Raw genomic sequence first — 16,419 nt, 5'->3', positions numbered from 1 at the left:
AAAGCACTGGAGCGAGGACAGCATGGACAGTCAGGGTTTGGCCATTGGTATAGGTGACGTTGAGGCTGCGGCGGCGAGGCTCAAGGGCCAGATCGTGTCGACGCGGCTGCTGGAATCCGAGGCCCTGAACGCCAAGTACAAAGCGCGCATCCTGTTCAAGCCGGAGTGCCTGCAACGAACCGGCTCTTTCAAGTTTCGCGGCGCTTATAACCGTATCAGCCAGTTCACCCAGGACGAACGCGAGCGCGGCATCATCGCCTACTCCTCGGGCAATCACGCGCAGGGTGTTGCCAGTTCCGCCAAGCTTTTCGGCATTCATGCCACCATCATCATGCCGCTTGATGCCCCGCAGACGAAGGTCGCCAACACGCGTTCCTACGGCGCGGAAGTCGTGTTTTACGACCGCTACAACCAAACCCGCGATGCGGTCGCCGCACCTTATATCGAAGAGCGCGGCATGATCCTGGTGCCGCCCTATGACGATCCTTCCATCATGGCAGGGCAGGGAACGATCGGGCTTGAGCTTGTAGCCGATGCCAATGAGCGCGGGCTGATGCTCGACGAATTGTTTGTACCGAGCGGCGGCGGCGGCCTTATCAGCGGCATTTCCGTGGCGGTGAAGGCGGGTTCGCCGCAGACACGCATCTGGGGTGTCGAGCCGGAAAACTTCGATGATTTGCGCCGTTCGCTGATCGCGGGTGAGCCGGTTGCCAATGAGCCCGGCCATCGTTCGATCTGCGATGCGATCCTGACACCGCAACCGGGCAATCTCACCTTCCCTGTCAACAAGCGCAATCTCGCCGGCGCTATCGCGGTCACGGATGACGCCGTGAAGGCCGCCATGCGCGACGCAGCGAATTTCCTGAAATTGATTGTCGAACCCGGCGGCTGTGTCGGGCTTGCGGCCTTGGCAAGCGGCGAAGTGGATATCGAGGGCAAGATTGTCGCCGTCGTGCTTTCCGGCGGCAATGTCGATCTCGACCTCTATGGCGAGTTCATCGCAGCGGCTTAGACCTTCGTCTGAGCAATGCGAAACAAGCGCGTTTGTCATCATACTGTTACTCTGGCGTCATAGCGGGGCGGTACGGTTTAAATCCGTTCCCCAAGCCAGATAGCCAGAGGTAAGCGCCATGAACGACCAGTCTCAGACATTCCGCACCAGCCAGCTCGAGGAAAATGATGGCCCGGGTCACAACCCGACCGACAATGCGACCATGGGCGAACTCATTGCCGCGCGCTTTTCGCGCCGCGGCTTCCTCAAGGGTTCGCTCGCTGTTTCCGCCATTGCCGCAACTGTCAGTCCGATGGCGCTGATGCTTGCCGACGATGCCCGCGCCGAAAGCAAATCAGCCTTCGCGTTCGAGGAAGTCGAGGTCGGGATCGATCAAACGCACCATGTTGCTTCTGGCTATGACGCTGACGTCCTCCTGCGTTGGGGCGACGGCCTGTTTCCGGATTCCCCCGAATTCGATCCTCTGAACCAGACGCCGGAATCCCAGTCAAAACAGTTCGGCTACAACAATGACTATGTCGGCTATATTCCGATCGACGGTTCGTCCGAGCACGGCCTGCTCGTCGTCAATCACGAATACACCAATGAACATCTGATGTTCCCGGGTATCGTCAAAGTCGTCAAGGATGACAAGGGCGTTGCCAAGATCGAGATCTCGCCCGCTGACCAGAAGCGCGTCGACATCGAGATGGCTGCCCATGGCGGCACTGTTGTCGAGATCAAAAAGACCGAAGGCAAGTGGCAGGTCGTCAAGGATGGCAAGCTCAACCGCCGCATCACCGCCAATACCGAGATGCAACTTTCCGGCCCCGTTGCAGAGCATGATCGCGTCAAGACCAATGCCGATTCTTCCGGCAAAAAAGTTTTCGGGACGATCAACAATTGTTCAGGCGGCGTCACACCTTGGGGCACCTATGTCTCGGGCGAAGAGAACGTCCATGGTTATTTCCTCGGCGAACTGCCGGCGGACAGCAAGGAAGCCGCCAACTACAAGCGCATGGGCATTCCGGAAGGCGTCTACGACTGGGGCAAGTTCCACGACCGCTTCGACCTGTCGAAGGAACCGAATGAGGCCAACCGTTTCGGCTGGGTGGTCGAGATCGATGTGAATGATCCCAATTCCATTCCCAAGAAGCGCACTGCCATGGGCCGTTTCAAGCATGAGGGCGCCGATTCCATCGTTGCCAAGGATGGCCGTGTCGTCTTCTACCTCGGCGACGACGAGCGTTTCGATTATGTTTATAAATTCGTCACCGCCGGCAAATTCAATCCAGATGACCGCGCTGCCAATCTTGATCTTCTCGATGACGGCACGCTCTACGTCGCCAAATTCGATGTCGACGGCACTATCAACTGGCTGCCGGTCGTCTTTGGCCAAGGTCCGCTGACGGAAGCCAATGGCTTTGCCAGTCAGGCGGATGTTTTGATCGAAACCCGCCGCGCTGGCGATCTGCTCGGCGCGACCAAGATGGATCGTCCCGAAGACATTGGCCCGAACGGCGTCAATGGCAAAGTCTATGTCATGCTGACCAACAACACCAAGCGCAAGGACGACCAGGTTGATGCCGTCAATCCGCGCGCCAAAAACGCTTTCGGTCACATTGTCGAGATTGCCGAGGAAGATGGCAATTTCGCTGCCACCAAGGGCAAGTGGGAAATCTTGCTGAAATGCGGCGACCCTTCCGTGGCCGATGTAGGTGCGTCATTCTCCACCGATACCACCAGGAATGGCTGGTTCGGCATGCCGGACAATTGCGCAGTTGATGCCGATGGCCGCCTCTGGGTGTCCACCGACGGCAACTCGCCGAAGGAAACTGGCCGCACCGATGGCATCTGGGCGGTGGACACCGAAGGCGGTGCTCGCGCTACGTCGAAACTGTTCTTCCGTGTACCGGTCGGCGCCGAAATGTGCGGCCCGCTCATGCTGCCGGATATGGCAACCATGATGGTTGCGGTCCAGCATCCGGGCGATGGCGGCGAGGATTGGAAAGAGTTTGGCCGTCCTTCCTATTACGAGGACCTGTCGACCCGCTGGCCGGACTTCAAGGACAACATGCCGGTCCGCCCCTCGGTCCTCGCCATAACCAAAAAGGGCGGCGGCAAGATCGCGGTTTGATCGTAACAGCCCGGCTTTAGGCATCTTGGTCTAGGGTGCGGACCCATTAATATGATTGAAATGGCGCCTGAAACGGCAAGAAGATGCGAGGAGAGACGTGACGGGCGGGGCCTTCCCCCCGGCCGAGCGGCTCGACACTGCAGATTGCAGCCGTTTCGGCGTCCGCAGGATATGGTCTTTTCGTCCGGCTACTTTGTCGCAAAGGCTCGACAATGGATAGACATTGCCATCGCCTTTGCTCCTCGTACCCAAACGAAAAGCCTCATACCATTTCGACCATATTAATGGGTCCGCACCCTAAAGTCGGGCTTGAATTCCCGGAACCGAAGTAATACATTTTTGTCAGAAAAGTATTACCGAGGTTGCCATGACAAGAGTCACCACAAAAGGTCAGGTTACGATTCCGAAGCCGGTTCGCGATCTCCTGGGGATTGTTCCCGGGAGTAAGGTGGATTTCCAGCGCACGACTGATGGCAAGGTAGTTCTGGTTCATCTTGATGAAAAGCGTGCGGAAAGCCGATTCGAAAAGTGGAGGGGCTTTCTCGCCGACGGTATGAGCACCGATGAAATCATGGCCATGACCCGCGGCGAAGATTGATTTGCTGCTCATCGATACAAACGTCCTGCTCGACCTGGTTACAAACGACACGCAATGGTCGGATTGGTCCCTCGCCAGATTGAAGGAGGCTGCGGTGCGCAGCCCGCTCCTGATCAATGACGTCGTTTACGCCGAACTCTCCGTGAGCTTCAATCATATTGAGGATTTGGATCGATTCCTCGATGATACGCAGATAGGTATTGTATCAACTCCCCGCCCGGCATTGTTTCAGGCCGCCAAGGTCTTTAGCCAATACCGTAAGAATGGCGGCAGTAAAACCGGGGTGCTGCCGGACTTTTTCATAGGCGCCCATGCAGCAGTGGAAAAATTACCACTCCTCACGCGTGATCCGAAACGCTATCGAACATATTTCCCGGCACTGGATCTGATCGCGCCTCAGCTGCCTTGAGTAGGATAGCAAGTTGGCCAATGTCAGGGCTCTTAACCTGAAATAGGGTTTTGAATATCGAAGGAATATTTTTCGAATTGCAGTAGAGGCAACATGACACCACTGCGCCCCTCAACCAATGAGGGGCGCAGTGTGATGTCACTGACGCGCTGCCAGCTTCTGCTCAGGCCTTTCCCGACCCAGATTCTGCAGCTCGATATCGGTGATGGCGACCTTGCCGCTTTCCTTGGGGAAGGCGAGCTTCAACTCTTTCAGGTTGGTCATGTCTACTTCTTCGAAAGCTTTCAGCGGGATCGCGACCATGTTCATAAGCATTTTTACTTGACCATCAGTGTAGGGCTTGTCCGCTGGATCGTCAGTCATCGGCAAGTCCTTTTCCTTAGGCCAATCGCCCCCCTTCTTCGGTGTCGGGGCATTGTAAAGCGCATCGGTGAAGTCGCTCGCTGTGACAGTCGCCGTCTTGCCCGCGCTGTCGGTCAGCGTCACCAGCACCTCCTGGCCCATGGGCCGCACCACTGCGATGCGGAATGTCAGCGAATCAGTGCCCGCAGCGGAAAGGCCGGTGATATCCTCGACGATCGCCGCATTTGGTTTCGACCAGACCAGTTCGGCATGATCGGCAATCGAAAGCAGGCCATTATTGTCCCAGCCTCCATACTCGAAGTCTTTTAGCTGCTTGGGCGTGCATACGCTGGCCGAGAACTTCCAAGTTTTCGCGTTCATTGCCGCAAGCGTCATGTCACAACGCGCAACGTTATGCGTATCGAATCCGGGAATCTTGTCGAAACCGGAAAACGTGATCGCTTCGCCGAGCGCATTGCGCGAAAGACCATCAGCCTGATCGAAGCGCTGGATCAGCTTGCTGTGGCTGGCATCCTTTTGCACGGTCAGCACCATGCGTTCATCGCAAGGTCCCGCTCCGGATGGGCAGGCCGTATCGGGCAATTTTGCCGTTCCGTTCCAGTAAGCGGCAAATTTCATTTCGCCGCCAACATGATAGCGCATGAAAGAATTGATGATAAAACGCCCGTTGCGACGCTGATCCTCCGCGTTCAGGCGGATACTCTTGGTATCGTCTGAACGCTTGTATCTGCAATAGGGGGTGGCGTCGGGGATAGACCACTTGGTGCTAACGTCCGGGGTATCATCGCCATCCTGTGTCCAGACTGTGTTGTAGAAATTGTGATTGGCGCCATGAACCATGATCTGGTAGCGCGGCGCCGTGTCATTCGTGGGGCCGAAGCGATTGTGGTCATAGACCCTGGCGCCTTCGAGATCGCGCATGTCGCCGTCGCAGGTGGGGAGCAGATTTGCGAGCGGAATGTCGTTCAGAGCCGTATTACCGCCGAAATCCGTCGGCGCCAGCATGAAGGCCGCCTTGAAATTATAATAGGGCTCCTTCTTTCCGCTGTCTTTGCTGCCGGCGGCATAGAAGATGTTGTACTCCTTGAGAACGGCTTCATCGATACCGGCCGCTTTGGCCTCAATTGCCGGCGTGATCACCGTACCATCCGTTGCCAAGATCTCCGGGACGGCAACTTCGGGCGGTGTGATCGCTCCGACGAGCTTGGGAAAAGCCGTTGAGAATGAGCCCGGACTTTTCTGCAAGGCGGTGATCAAATCCGCTTCCGTGACGCCCCGCCGGATTTTGTTGAACAGAATTGTGTTCGAAATTCCCTGCCCGCCACGCGAGTGGCCCATAATACCGATCCGGGAAAAATCGAGCTTTTCACGCAATACGTTGAGCGCTCCCGGGTTACTCTTATCATCTATCTGACCGTTCTCGTTGATCTGGCGCAAACGATCCAGCGTGCCCAGCACCAGCTGCGCGCGCGATTGGCTTGAGAAATCTCCGTCGGCATTTATCGCTTTTGCATCGATCGAAACCACGACATAGCCCTTTGTGGCAAGATCCTCAGCAAGATAGTCGTAACCCTGATAGCTGGGGGCACTGGCATTATGCTGCCCATGCAGGAAGATGATGATCGGCCAAGGATCTGTCGTAACCGACTGCTTCAGCAATTTTTCCGGGAAACGGACCCGACCTTTGATAGGGGTGATGAACGGAGTGCCACTGGTAAAGGAGACCGCGTCCGTGCTTGCCATTGCGACGAGATTGCCCAATTCATATTCATATTGAGCGAATGATTTGAACGTCGCGCCGCCGGTCGTATCGGGCGCGATTTCGGTGAAGCGCATCGCCTTGGCGACGACTGGCTTGATACCCTCATTCAGCAGCGTCGCTCCGCCGTCGGGCTTGACATCCAGCGGCGTCGCCTCGCCACCTTTCGTCTCCGGTTTCTTCGGTTCGGTATCAGGAACCTCGGTGACAGTTCCCACGACCGGCTCTTTCGGCACTTGTGTCTCGTCGATTACCGGCGCCGCTGTGACGGTGTCAAAGGTCGACTCCGTTGGCGTTTGCTCATTGCCCCCTTCATTGCAGCCCATTAAAGCGGCAAGCAGCGCGCCAAACATGCACGCGCGGCGTGCGCTGGGATTAATCCATTGCGTCATTGAAAACTCCTGTCGGGCAATCGACCCTTAAAAAGACAAAAAATACAAAGCGAGAGAAATAACGATGTTTGTTGTAAGCCCGTACGGGCTCATGTCGATCAATGAAGCAAGGGGTGTGCCAGATAGGGCTGTATTAGGCTAAGGTCTAATTGGCTGCATCCGGCCAGTCGAAAGCCGGTTCGGCGAGGCGGCGCACATGGTCGCGGATACCCTGCGGCCAGCCTTCGATCAGATCGATGAACCGCTGGACATTGCCGGCATAAAGCGCGCGCCCAACCTCTTCGTAGTGCGGCTGGTTCCCGGCCATCGCCAGCATGAAGCGGTCCGCGGCTTCTTGCGCCTGCCATTTGCGTTCACGCCCGCCATTGGCGTTACGTGCCGCATCCACGAGCTTGCGTAACGTAACCGAAGCGCCGCCCGGTTGGCCGTTCAGCCAATCCCATTGGCGTGGCAGCAGCGTTACCTCACGTGCCGTAACGCCAAGCTTCGGCCGGCCCGGCTTGCGCGGTTCGGCCGGGTCCAGCCGCGCCAGGATTTCCGCATCGCTGCCGCGCAGGTCGAACTCGACCTGTTTGCCCGTCATGTCATCGAAAATCAGGACTGCCTCGCCAGTATCGCCCGCCCGCTTCGCCGCCAGCGCGACCTCTGCCCGCGCCCCGCTGGCAATCTTCCGCACGCCCTGGAAGGCCGTACACCTGTTTTCCGTTGTTTGCATAATCTCATCCATCTGTTTGATGGCGAGTTTTTACCCGGGTAAAATACTCTCGTCAATATACCCGGGTAAAATTATCCGACATTCTTCATGCACGTGAAAAGGTTTGCCTGTCGCGCTCGCGCTGGCTTCCGGCCACATAGAATTTGTCGAACCAAGATGTCTGTTTGCCGGAAATCGCCTTCGGCTTCTGCAACAGCAGCGCTTCGGGTTGCGCTGCGATTTCCGTTTCCATGCGATTGCGGAAGTTGAGGTGATCGAACATCCGCAGCGCCTCGATGGCGAAGGCAGTTGCGACGCGCTGGTCCTCGATGATCACGAGGTGGTCGCCATTGCCCTTTTCGCCCGATGGCGAAAAATTGCTCGATCCGGTGAAGACCTTGGCGGTCGGCTTGTCGAAATCGACCACGGCGAACTTGTGGTGGATATTGATCCCGGCACCGCCCGACCACTCGGTCTTGAACGGTTCCGGTGCCTTTTCCGCGAGATAGGCGAAATCGACGAGACCGACATCGCCGCTCGGTTTCTTGATTTCCATGGCGCCCTTCTTGTCGACCACGCCGTAGCTGAACAGCGGCTTCGTCATCAGCCGGTCCAGCGCTTCGCGCACCGCGCCGGATCGGGTCTGGCTCATGAAGGCGAACGAATAGAACACCGACGACGTCGCCTGGTCGATGGCCCCGCCGACCGGCTCCAGCGAAAGCGTTGCAGCGGTATGCGGCGAGAAACAGATATGTACCGCAGGCTTGCCTTCGGGTTTGACTGCATGCCAGACCTTGGCGAACGGGTTTTTCTGGAAATTCGCCATATCGGTGAATGCGAGCGTGAACATCTGCTCGAACAGGCCGGCGATTTCCTCGTTGTCGAAGACGAAGAGATTGTTGGCCTGGATGTAAAAGCCGCGGAACGAGAAATTCGTCGATCCGCCGAGAACCCGCACCGGCACGCCGTTGCGCTTGGCGACCAGTACCTTGTTGTGCTGCAGTCCGCGGAAATGCCCGCGCTTTATCCTGGCCGGACCGGCGCTCGCGCTGAGCCGTTCTGCCGCCTGCGTCTCCGCGCTATGCGCCGCTCCGTGTCCGGTGACCCCGTTCGTGTGCTCGTCCGCCTCGGTGGAATCGTCGATGATGGCGCGCAGTCGCGGCCCCAACGCCTCGAGTCGCGCCAGAAAATCCGGCTCGCTCAGATCATAGGCGAGAGCGTCGATCTCGATCGCCGGATCGGCTATCGCCCAATCGAGGAACTCGAACAACAACCGGTGTGCCTCGAAGCCGAGCCAGTCATAGATGCCCGTCCCGGCGATCTGCGCTTTCTTCGCGGCGAAGGCGAGACCGTCATCGGCCAGCGCGGGAATGATGTCATTGCCGATGCCGAGTTGCTGCTTCTTCGCCTCGAAGGCCTGCGAGGACGCGAAGTTGCGGGTGAAACCCACGTCGAGATAGCCGTCCAGCGTCACTGTATCCAGCCGGATCGACTGTTCGATCGCGGTGCCGCGCGTCAAAACGCCATCCTGCGGCATGTGCATCTTGGTGATGCGGTAGGTGTAGATCCCGTCTTGCGGATCCCACGGAAAATGCACCCAGCGGAATGTCTGCAGCGGCGCCTCGGTCGTCCGGAATGTCCGCTGCCCCGTGACTGCCTCGGCCACCGGCGCTTCATACTTGAACGCGATGCGGTTGTGCAGTCGCTTGAATGCCGCAGCGCCGGGCTCCTTGTATTCGACGGCAAAACCGACGAAATCGGCCTCCGGCGCATCCACGTCGAAGCCGAGCAGGCACATGGATTCGCCCCGCCACAGCTTGACGCGAAAGCCGTCCTTCTCCTTGAAACTGAAAAACGCGTCCATGATCGCTCCCCCGCTGCCTGACGTGTCCACATCATTATACCACGTGCGCTATGCAATCATGTGACGGCACTGCGATACGCCTGACACAACCCTTCCAAATCCGCCCGAAATGCTCTATGTGGCGCGCATGAGCACTCCACTAGATCACATTCGTAATTTCTCCATCGTCGCCCATATCGACCATGGCAAATCCACCCTTGCCGACCGGCTGATCCAATCGACCGGCGGGCTGGAGCTGCGCGACATGAAGGAGCAGGTGCTCGACTCGATGGATATCGAGCGCGAGCGCGGCATCACCATCAAGGCGCAGACGGTCCGGCTGACCTACAAGGCTAACAATGGCGAGACCTATATCCTCAACCTGATCGACACGCCCGGCCACGTCGATTTCGCCTATGAGGTGTCGCGCTCCCTCGCTGCCTGTGAAGGTTCGCTGCTCGTCGTCGATGCCTCGCAGGGCGTCGAGGCGCAGACGCTCGCCAATGTCTATCAGGCCATCGACAACAACCACGAAATCGTCGTGGTGCTCAACAAGGTCGATCTGCCGGCAGCCGAGCCTGAGCGTATCCGCGAGCAGGTCGAGGAAGTCATCGGCATCGACGCCAGCAACGCGGTGCTGATCTCCGCCAAGACCGGCCTCGGCATTCCGGATGTGCTGGAAGCCATCGTCAACCAGCTGCCGCCGCCGCGCGAAGGCGATCGCACCAAGCCGCTGAAAGCCATGCTGGTCGATAGCTGGTACGACGCCTATCTCGGCGTCATCGTTCTCGTGCGCATCATCGATGGCGTGCTGAAAAAGGGCCAGACCATCCGCATGATGGGCACCGGCGCCAAATATCCGGTGGAGCGCACCGGCGTATTCACGCCGAAGATGCTCGCCGTCGACGAGCTCGGACCCGGCGAGTTTGGCTTCATCACCGCCTCGATCAAGGAAGTCGCCGACACCCGCGTCGGCGATACCATCACCGAGGACAAGCGCCCGACCACGTCGATCCTGCCCGGCTTCAAACCGGCGCAGCCTGTCGTCTTCTGCGGCCTCTTCCCCGTCGATGCGGCGGATTTCGAGGATCTGCGTGCAGCCATGGGCCGCCTGCGCCTCAACGACGCCTCGTTCTCGTTCGAGATGGAAAGCTCCGCCGCGCTCGGTTTCGGCTTCCGCTGCGGCTTCCTCGGGCTCCTGCATCTCGAGATCATCCAGGAACGGCTGGAGCGCGAGTTCAACCTCGATCTCATCGCCACCGCGCCGAGCGTCGTCTACAAGCTCAACATGACCGACGGCACCCAGCGCGAATTGCACAATCCCGCCGACATGCCGGAGGTGATGAAGATCGCCTCCATCGAGGAGCCGTGGATCCGCGCGACGATCCTCACCCCCGATGATTATCTCGGCTCGATCCTCAAGCTCTGCCAGGACCGCCGCGGCATCCAGATCGATCTGAACTATGTCGGCAAGCGCGCCATGGTCACCTATGATCTGCCGCTCAACGAGGTGGTGTTCGATTTCTACGACCGGCTGAAGTCGATCAGCCAGGGCTATGCCTCCTTCGACTATCATCTGTCGGATTACCGCGAGGGCAATCTGGTCAAGATGTCGGTGCTGGTGAATGGCGAGCCGGTGGACGCATTGTCGATGATGGTGCACCGCGCCGCCGCCGAAAAGCGCGGCCGTGACCTTTGCGAAAAGCTGAAGGACCTGATCCCCAAGCACATGTTCAAGATCCCGATCCAGGCGGCCATTGGCGGCACGGTGATCGCGCGCGAAACCATCTCGGCCCTGCGCAAGGACGTGACGGCGAAATGCTATGGCGGCGACGTCTCGCGCAAGCGCAAGCTTCTGGAAAAGCAGAAGGAAGGCAAGAAGCGCATGCGGCAGTTCGGCAAGGTCGAAATCCCGCAGGAAGCGTTTATCCAGGCGCTGAAGATGAGCGATAATTGAAGGCTGCGGTCCTCAACTTTCCTGTCCTTGTGACCCCCATGCGCCCCGCCTACTATCTTCTGATCAGCATCCTGATCCTGTGCAGCGCGGCGCTTGCCGGCTGCACCACAACCGCACCGCGCACCCCGCCTGCGGCCATGCCCGCCGCGCAAGGCGACCAGCCCGAACCGCCAACGCCCGGCATCAAGCCGCTGACAGTGGAACAGGAAGAGCAGTTTGGTGGGTAAGTAACCTTTTTGTATGGTTTTCCTATTTGGCCACGGGGGGGGGAATTATATTTGCGCTACTTGTATTGACGATTGCTCCTCATACTGTATGCGAATAGTTATAGGTTAACACCTGAATGATTCTCGACTTGCAGAGCCAAGATTAAATCAGATACGGATCTTCCGAAGGGTATGTCTTGGTTAAGATCAATGACGAAAACGATCTCGAGCAATGGCTGAAAGACAAGCCTGATAAATGGGCAGTACGCTTGGCGACAAGGGCTGTCCTACGATCGGTCCCTGCACTCTCTTTTCAAATAGATCCGAAATCGAATACCATTTCAGACTTCAGTGCTCAGCGAACACTCGCGGCCTTTCGCGCTATACATGCGGCGTGGTTTATTTCGGAGGTCGGATCCGCGACCATCCCGGATGCGGTTGATCTAGCTGCTTCCGAGTGTGAGAGGTTTGCTAAGGGCATAGCGGAAGACACACGGCGGGTTCTGTTCTGTATGGCGTATGCAGCATATGCGGCATCAGGAAATAATCCGGCTTATACGGCAGCATCGTCTATCCTTGACGCTATTCGGTCCCCTGGCTCAGCCATACGAGTGACAACTCGTTCGTTGGGCCAACCTCAATTAATCGAACGTGTCACTCGCCACACGTGGGATGCTTTCCAACAAGAAATCAACAGCTTAGAACGGGGTCTAAGCGTCGACGCATTTGACGGGGCTCCACTATGGCCGACCAAGCAACTAACTTGGGTGAGTAGTAGCTGGCGGAAATTAAAGACATCGCTGTTCGCAAGAAACGAGAATTGGTCTGTATGGACTGATTGGTATGAAAGCATAATTAGAGGCGATAAATCTAACCTCTATGGGACGCGTCCGATAACAATAGATCTTGAGTTGTTATCGCAGGAGCAATACTTTTGGGAAAGAAGTGTAGAGCGCATAAATTCTGATATTAAGCGCATTATCGCTAGAGAAAGTAAAAATTGGGATCCACCAGAAAAAACAGCAAATAGATTAAGTATTGCCAATTTTATTGTCGCTTATCTCGAGGAGAGAGGATCGGCGGCGTTCATTGCCGAGATTATGAACGCTTTCGAGCGAGACAATCGAGACGTTCTACCACATACGCTCCGAAGCCAGCTTAGCCGTTTGACCGCTGGGGGACGAATTAGAAGAGTCGCGCACGGGGCATATGAGGCTGCGAACAGTAAACAAGAAACCGGATTCACAGATCTGTTAGTTGAACCACAGACTCCAGGCGCAATCCAGTTCGAAAGCCCACCGGATCGACCTATAGAAGTAAAACACAAGGCAAGTGCCGGAGAACTGAGCTGCGACGAAAAAGCAAGGAAGCGTCATCGAGAGGTGAGGCGACGTGTTGATCAGCTTCTTGCAACTTACGCACGAGATCAGAGAGGGGGCAATGCTTCCGCTGCGATCATTGATGAGATATCGTTGTTCAGCGAATCTCTGGGTGAATCGATAGAACAATTAGATCCAGATTTATTGATTCCACGCGGAGATGGATTGCGTCGAGATTTGACGGCTTATTCAGATAAAAGCGATTTTTCGAACCTTACGCCTGTAGCTGACGATCTGTTGCTGGCACTAGGGAAGTTGATTGCAGATTATAACAATTATGTTTCTTTCGATTCCGAATTGGCTAGGCGTGACGAAGCACTGCTTGGCCCCGATGCTCGCAAGAAGATGGTTCCCCCCTCAGAGGGACAAAGAGTAATAAAAGATGCCGTTGATCGTGACGCAGCTGCGCCTAATGTAGAAGCGGTGCTTGGTGAGGAAGCAAAGGTTGCGCCAGCCGTACCCGACCAAGAGAGCAGACAATCCCGCCGCTATTCTGAGGGCGCAAAGAATTTTGCTAGAAAAGCAATTGAGCGTGCATCCGATTACGCAAAGTTAGCTTGGCAACATAAGGGGAAGACGGCAATTGCCAGCGGGACTTCAGATCTGGCTGCTGCTAAATGGGTAGTCGCCAATCAAGAGTGGCTGTTGACCTATTTTGCTGAGAATCCAACTATGATTGATATCATTCACAAATTGCTGACAGTTCTTAAGACGCTGCCTTTAGCATAACGCCGTTCCCCTTTTTCGACCAACATACCTCCCATGCGCATATTGCACTGCACAATATCCGCACCTATGCCTATCCTGCGCCTGTTGAACCAGATTTCACAGGGAACAGGCCATGAGCTTTCTGATTGATTTTGCCACGCGCGGCCGCCGCCACAATGACAGTGCTTATCGTGAGGCGCTTGCCATGCTGCAGGGCATGAGCGCCGCCGACCGTGCCGATATCGGCATCAAGCAGGGTGATTTCACCCGCATTGCGCGCGAGATGTCGCGCCGCTGAATTTTGCGCCCCGCCGGGCCCTGATGGAAGGGCAGGCTTGGGAGGATGCTGCCCGCTTCCATGAGGCCCGGCATGAGGCGCGCGGCGCTAGAGGAATTCCAGGAAAAGTGGGAACCGGTTTTCCGTCCGGAATTGCGTAAACTACGCTTTAGCACGCCGGGTAAACTCCATCACCCAGTTGGTTTCCCAGGTTTCGCCGCCATCCTTGGAAAACGCCTGCGCCCAGAGCGGTGCGTCGGGCGAGGGTGTCCACAGGAAGCGCACGCGCACCGGCGTGCCATCATCCGTATCCTCGCCGTAGAAAACCCCCTTGCCATTGTCGAAATGGCCGATCACCGGCGGAAACAGCACGTTGCTGCGGCTGTCGGCCCAATGCAGCGACCATGACCCGTCGCGCGGATTGAACAGGCGCAGCGTTACCCCGGTAAAGCCCTGCGAGGGCATAACCATCTCTTCGATATTCGCCGTGCCTTCGAGGAGCTTGCGCACGCTCGACGTGGCGTGAAACTCATCCCAGTTATCGGAGCCGGCAAAACGCGCCTTCAGGCGCAGATTGCGTATGTTCCAGTCGCCGACGAGAAAATCAAAATCCGCCGCGCTGCCAAGGGTGTGTATCGCTCCGTCCATGATGCCGTCCTCCCGTTATTTCATCCCGTTTCGTGGATAAATATAGCGCAGGGCTCCTGACAACCTACTGTCAGGAGGATGTCAGGAGGAGAGGATTTTTTTGGGCGCGTTGATTTGCCGGATGGCAATGCTGCTGTGCGTGGTTCGACAGGGCTCACCATGAGGGAGGTTGGGGACTGCATGGATAGTCGCCAACCTTGCAGACCTTGACTCTTTGCAATCAACCCACTTCCCTCATGGTGAGCTTGTCGAACCACGCACAGCAGCATTGCGATCCGGACAAGACGGATAGCCGCCAACCTTGCAGACCTTGGCTCCCTGCCATCATCCCACCTCCCTCATGGTGAACATGCCCCTGTGGTAACGTGTTGATATCGTTTGCGAATTAATTATCAGTTAAGTGCTTCCCGGCAGCATTCCTAGTTGCACCTTTTAGGCAATGCTTCCCCTTTTGGAACCGATGAACGCGGCCAACGTTCCATGTCTCTGGCGAGCTTTTCAACTCCGTTGCAGAACAGAGGATAATCCGCCAAATGGTCGCGCTTCTGACGATCTTCGGGATGACACTTGTGTTTGGCGTCTATCCTGTCGCGCTTGCCGTCGAGGTTTGGAAAGCCCTTCGCTCATACCGTTGGAAATCTTAAGAGGTGATGCTGTCGCGTTCATCGCCAATTGCAGAGACCGACTTCTTCTTGCTTTCCACTATCGTTCCGGCGATATAATTAAAACTCGTGGGGAGTTATGCCAAGAAAATGCCAACGACCGAATCTACTGCAATCTACTCGACTGAGAGCTCTAGAATAAGAACCTCTCTTACCGTGTTTTTGATCTCTGTCATTTACTTTGTCGTATTCTTTCTACTTGTGGGCCAAATAGCCAATTTTGCGGCTATCGTTGACTTAAGCGAATTTATTTCTGCATTGAAGATCATATTATTTGTTACACCACAAGTTTATATTCTCATCCCGCTCACAATTGTTATGTATTGCTTCACTCGATATAGGCGCGAATTTACACAATTGTTCTTTATGTGGCTGGCAATTTTAATTTTTGGAAGCATGTATACATTTGGTCTTTTGTATATTCTTAATCTACCCTGATGTCTGCTTTGTGGCTCTATCTGCAAGCGAGCGGCGGCCTCTAGCACTTCCTCCGATCCCAGACTGCGGCAATTCCTAAAACCTTACCGAAGATTTTGACGCTGGTTTAAATCCGGGCTGGTAGTGCTTCCGGTATGGACAGGACACGAAACCTTATCGATACGCTGAAAGCCGCTTCGCCCGTCTTGGGGCTTACTATGGGGCATCTTGTCGGCCCTGCGGTCGCGACAACAAAAGGCGGGGTGGCAATCATTGCCCTGCTCCTCACGTTGGCCATGACGCCGCTTCTATATCAGGTTGTCATGGCCCGGCCCTTGTTCGCCAAGGTGGTGTTCATGGCGACACCCTTCGTGCTGTTTCCTATCGTGGCTCTGGTCTATTACCTCCTCGGATACTAGCGCCGGGCTCTAGCACTGGCCCCGATCCCACCGCTAATCGATCAGCAGTGAGGAAATTCCCCTAGTTCCGCGCAAGTTGCGCCAGACCGCGCCATGGGCCACGGTCCTCTTTAGATGACGCCACCACGGCTCGCGTGAGCTACCACTTTTGCCCTTTCCAATTGGGATCCGCGTGGAACGTAAAATGAGTATTCTTCCAATATTTGTACTTATTCGCCGGAAGTTTGTATGGGGCTCCTCGACGAACAGCCCGCTGAGCACCGTCCATTGCCCTCTTCAGAGCATCCCGATTTTCACCGGAGCCGCCCACCTTTAGCGGACCCGTGATCCTGCCGTTTCGATCTAAATTCAAATCAACGGTGACGACGATGTCGGGATTCGCGAGTGCATCCTCCTGAGAAATCCACGTTTCCTGTCCGGTCGGCATCGCTTTTGTCGGCTCCGCTGCCAGCGAAGCCATCCAAGCGATAGAAAAAACCGTTGTTAAAGCAAGAGCATACCAAAACTTGTGCATAAAACCCCCGGTGAAGATCGTCATGCCACAGGCCTCAAGGCGAGCT

At 56.3% G+C, this 16,419-nt stretch carries 14 protein-coding genes; 9 read left to right on the top strand and 5 right to left on the bottom strand.

Features of this window, described 5'->3' with window-relative positions; all coding sequences use genetic code 11:
* Positions 1-22: 22 nt before the first annotated feature.
* From ACSQ3H_RS01635 to ACSQ3H_RS01620, 4 genes are all read left to right on the top strand, one after another.
* The gene (locus ACSQ3H_RS01635; RefSeq protein ID WP_436115426.1) at positions 23-1,012 is read left to right on the top strand and encodes a threonine/serine dehydratase; all 990 of its coding nucleotides are present in this window, start codon (positions 23-25) and stop codon (positions 1,010-1,012) included.
* Positions 1,013-1,130: 118 nt separating this feature from the next.
* Entirely contained in the window at positions 1,131-3,128 is a 1,998-nt protein-coding gene (locus ACSQ3H_RS01630; RefSeq protein WP_436115425.1) for a PhoX family protein, read from the top strand.
* A gap of 367 nt (positions 3,129-3,495) precedes the next feature.
* Entirely contained in the window at positions 3,496-3,726 is a 231-nt protein-coding gene (locus ACSQ3H_RS01625) for an AbrB/MazE/SpoVT family DNA-binding domain-containing protein (protein WP_436115424.1), read from the top strand.
* Position 3,727: 1 nt separating this feature from the next.
* Entirely contained in the window at positions 3,728-4,135 is a 408-nt protein-coding gene (locus ACSQ3H_RS01620; RefSeq protein ID WP_436115423.1) for a type II toxin-antitoxin system VapC family toxin, read from the top strand.
* A gap of 138 nt (positions 4,136-4,273) precedes the next feature.
* Here ACSQ3H_RS01620 and ACSQ3H_RS01615 read toward each other — a convergent pair whose 3' ends face one another.
* The 3 genes from ACSQ3H_RS01615 to ACSQ3H_RS01605 form a co-directional block, all read right to left on the bottom strand.
* The gene (locus tag ACSQ3H_RS01615; protein ID WP_436115422.1) at positions 4,274-6,649 is read right to left on the bottom strand and encodes a hypothetical protein; all 2,376 of its coding nucleotides are present in this window, start codon (positions 6,647-6,649) and stop codon (positions 4,274-4,276) included.
* A 145-nt stretch (positions 6,650-6,794) separates the two neighbouring features.
* Complete coding sequence (locus tag ACSQ3H_RS01610) at positions 6,795-7,364, bottom strand: DUF2239 family protein (protein WP_436115421.1); 570 nt, start codon at positions 7,362-7,364, stop codon at positions 6,795-6,797.
* An 85-nt stretch (positions 7,365-7,449) separates the two neighbouring features.
* The gene (locus ACSQ3H_RS01605; RefSeq protein WP_436115420.1) at positions 7,450-9,207 is read right to left on the bottom strand and encodes a phospholipase D-like domain-containing protein; all 1,758 of its coding nucleotides are present in this window, start codon (positions 9,205-9,207) and stop codon (positions 7,450-7,452) included.
* Between the two features lie 127 nt (positions 9,208-9,334).
* Between ACSQ3H_RS01605 and lepA the strand changes: the two genes are divergently transcribed.
* From lepA to ACSQ3H_RS01585, 4 genes are all read left to right on the top strand, one after another.
* Complete coding sequence (gene lepA, locus ACSQ3H_RS01600; protein WP_436119315.1) at positions 9,335-11,143, top strand: translation elongation factor 4; 1,809 nt, start codon at positions 9,335-9,337, stop codon at positions 11,141-11,143.
* The gene (locus tag ACSQ3H_RS01595; protein WP_436115419.1) at positions 11,140-11,370 is read left to right on the top strand and encodes a hypothetical protein; all 231 of its coding nucleotides are present in this window, start codon (positions 11,140-11,142) and stop codon (positions 11,368-11,370) included. Before lepA ends, ACSQ3H_RS01595 begins: the two co-directional genes overlap by 4 nt.
* A gap of 176 nt (positions 11,371-11,546) precedes the next feature.
* Positions 11,547-13,457, top strand: coding sequence for a hypothetical protein (locus ACSQ3H_RS01590; protein WP_436115418.1), 1,911 nt, complete (start codon positions 11,547-11,549; stop codon positions 13,455-13,457).
* Between the two features lie 112 nt (positions 13,458-13,569).
* The gene (locus ACSQ3H_RS01585; RefSeq protein WP_436115417.1) at positions 13,570-13,734 is read left to right on the top strand and encodes a hypothetical protein; all 165 of its coding nucleotides are present in this window, start codon (positions 13,570-13,572) and stop codon (positions 13,732-13,734) included.
* 141 nt (positions 13,735-13,875) lie between these two features.
* On the opposite strand, the gene ACSQ3H_RS01580 is transcribed toward ACSQ3H_RS01585, so the two are convergent.
* Positions 13,876-14,361, bottom strand: coding sequence for a hypothetical protein (locus ACSQ3H_RS01580; protein WP_436115416.1), 486 nt, complete (start codon positions 14,359-14,361; stop codon positions 13,876-13,878).
* A 1,234-nt stretch (positions 14,362-15,595) separates the two neighbouring features.
* Between ACSQ3H_RS01580 and ACSQ3H_RS01575 the strand changes: the two genes are divergently transcribed.
* Positions 15,596-15,859 carry a hypothetical protein gene (locus ACSQ3H_RS01575; RefSeq protein ID WP_436115415.1) on the top strand — a complete coding sequence of 88 codons (264 nt, stop codon included), beginning with the start codon at positions 15,596-15,598 and terminating at the stop codon, positions 15,857-15,859.
* Between the two features lie 139 nt (positions 15,860-15,998).
* Here ACSQ3H_RS01575 and ACSQ3H_RS01570 read toward each other — a convergent pair whose 3' ends face one another.
* Positions 15,999-16,397 carry a hypothetical protein gene (locus tag ACSQ3H_RS01570; RefSeq protein WP_436115414.1) on the bottom strand — a complete coding sequence of 133 codons (399 nt, stop codon included), beginning with the start codon at positions 16,395-16,397 and terminating at the stop codon, positions 15,999-16,001.
* Positions 16,398-16,419 lie beyond the last annotated feature (22 nt).

It is taken from the genome of Phyllobacterium sp. LjRoot231, from assembly GCF_964253365.1.
In the GTDB taxonomy this organism is placed as follows: domain Bacteria; phylum Pseudomonadota; class Alphaproteobacteria; order Rhizobiales; family Rhizobiaceae; genus Phyllobacterium.
Note: the sequence above shows the minus strand (reverse complement) of the source record. Positions and strands in the feature narration are given on the sequence as shown.

What these genes read in the sequence shown, in the direction of transcription:
- ACSQ3H_RS01635 (WP_436115426.1), top strand. Translation starts at nt 23, where the DNA reads ATGGACAGTCAGGGTTTGGCCATTGGTATAGGTGACGTTGAGGCTGCG.
- ACSQ3H_RS01630 (WP_436115425.1), top strand. Translation starts at nt 1,131, where the DNA reads ATGAACGACCAGTCTCAGACATTCCGCACCAGCCAGCTCGAGGAAAAT.
- ACSQ3H_RS01625 (WP_436115424.1), top strand. Translation starts at nt 3,496, where the DNA reads ATGACAAGAGTCACCACAAAAGGTCAGGTTACGATTCCGAAGCCGGTT.
- ACSQ3H_RS01615 (WP_436115422.1), bottom strand. Translation starts at nt 6,649, where the DNA reads ATGACGCAATGGATTAATCCCAGCGCACGCCGCGCGTGCATGTTTGGC.
- ACSQ3H_RS01610 (WP_436115421.1), bottom strand. Translation starts at nt 7,364, where the DNA reads ATGCAAACAACGGAAAACAGGTGTACGGCCTTCCAGGGCGTGCGGAAG.
- ACSQ3H_RS01605 (WP_436115420.1), bottom strand. Translation starts at nt 9,207, where the DNA reads ATGGACGCGTTTTTCAGTTTCAAGGAGAAGGACGGCTTTCGCGTCAAG.
- lepA (WP_436119315.1), top strand. Translation starts at nt 9,335, where the DNA reads ATGAGCACTCCACTAGATCACATTCGTAATTTCTCCATCGTCGCCCAT.
- ACSQ3H_RS01585 (WP_436115417.1), top strand. Translation starts at nt 13,570, where the DNA reads ATGAGCTTTCTGATTGATTTTGCCACGCGCGGCCGCCGCCACAATGAC.
- ACSQ3H_RS01580 (WP_436115416.1), bottom strand. Translation starts at nt 14,361, where the DNA reads ATGGACGGAGCGATACACACCCTTGGCAGCGCGGCGGATTTTGATTTT.
- ACSQ3H_RS01575 (WP_436115415.1), top strand. Translation starts at nt 15,596, where the DNA reads ATGGACAGGACACGAAACCTTATCGATACGCTGAAAGCCGCTTCGCCC.
- ACSQ3H_RS01570 (WP_436115414.1), bottom strand. Translation starts at nt 16,397, where the DNA reads ATGACGATCTTCACCGGGGGTTTTATGCACAAGTTTTGGTATGCTCTT.